This window comes from Paenibacillus sp. NMA1017 (genome assembly GCF_058895805.1).
The window spans coordinates 1-1,009 of sequence record NZ_JBZXYR010000054.1; the positions used below are offsets into that span (position 1 = coordinate 1).

Below are 1,009 nucleotides of genomic sequence, written 5' to 3' on the forward strand. Positions count from 1 at the left end.
TATGAACGCATGTATCGGACAGGCGACCTGGCAAGATGGTTGCCTGACGGCAACATTGAGTACCTGGGCCGGATTGACCATCAGGTCAAAATTCGCGGTTACCGGATTGAACTGGGCGAAGTTGAGGCGGCTATGCTGAAGGCAGATCGCATGCAAGAGGTCATCGTACTGGCACATGCAAATAGCCAAAACCAACATGAACTCGTTGCCTACTACGTAGCAGAACGGGAAGTGTCAGGGAACGAGCTTCGCAAGCAGCTGAGTGAAGAACTTCCGAATTATATGGTTCCCTCGCACTTTGTTCAGATGGAGCAAATGCCGCTCACACCCAACGGCAAAATCGACCGTAAGGCATTGCCAGCACCGGAACAGATTTTCCGTTTCACGCAGGAATATAAGGCTCCCCGGACAGCAGCGGAGCAGGCTCTGGCTTATGTGTGGGAGGCTGTACTGGGCGGCGGTCCGGTCGGACTGACAGATCAATTTTTTGATCGGGGCGGGGACTCAATTAAGGCGATTCAGGTATCCTCACGCCTGCTGCAGGCAGGATACAAGCTGGATATCAAAGACTTGTTTAAGTACCCTGAGGTTGCTGAGCTAGCTACGCAGCTGCGTGTGTCGGATACCCAATTAGCTGATCAGGAAGAGGTCAGCGGAGCTGTGCTGCTGACACCGATTCAGCAGTGGTTTGTGGAACAAGGACAGCCTGTGCCGGACCACTTTAATCAGGCGGTTATGCTTCACCGGGAGCAAGGATTCGAGGAAGAGCCGCTACGCCAGGCACTGACGCAGTTGGTGGTGCACCATGATGCGTTGCGGATGGTGTTCCGCAAGGCAGAGCAAGGCTGGGAAGCGTGGAACCGCGGAGTGAAGGAAGGGAAGCTGTATGATCTGGAAGTGGCCGATTTCAAAGACGTGCCGATCGGTCCCACATTGGGTCAAGCTATAGAAGCCCGGGCCAGTACTATTCAGAGTAGCATCCGACTGGATGAAGGACCTCTGCTGAAAG

1 protein-coding gene is annotated in these 1,009 nt (G+C 54.1%); it reads left to right on the forward strand.

The genetic code is table 11. The features are described 5' to 3' along the window. The coding region (locus AC5ELV_RS26305; RefSeq protein WP_493432460.1) for a condensation domain-containing protein at positions 1–1,009 on the forward strand (1,009 nt) is incomplete at both ends.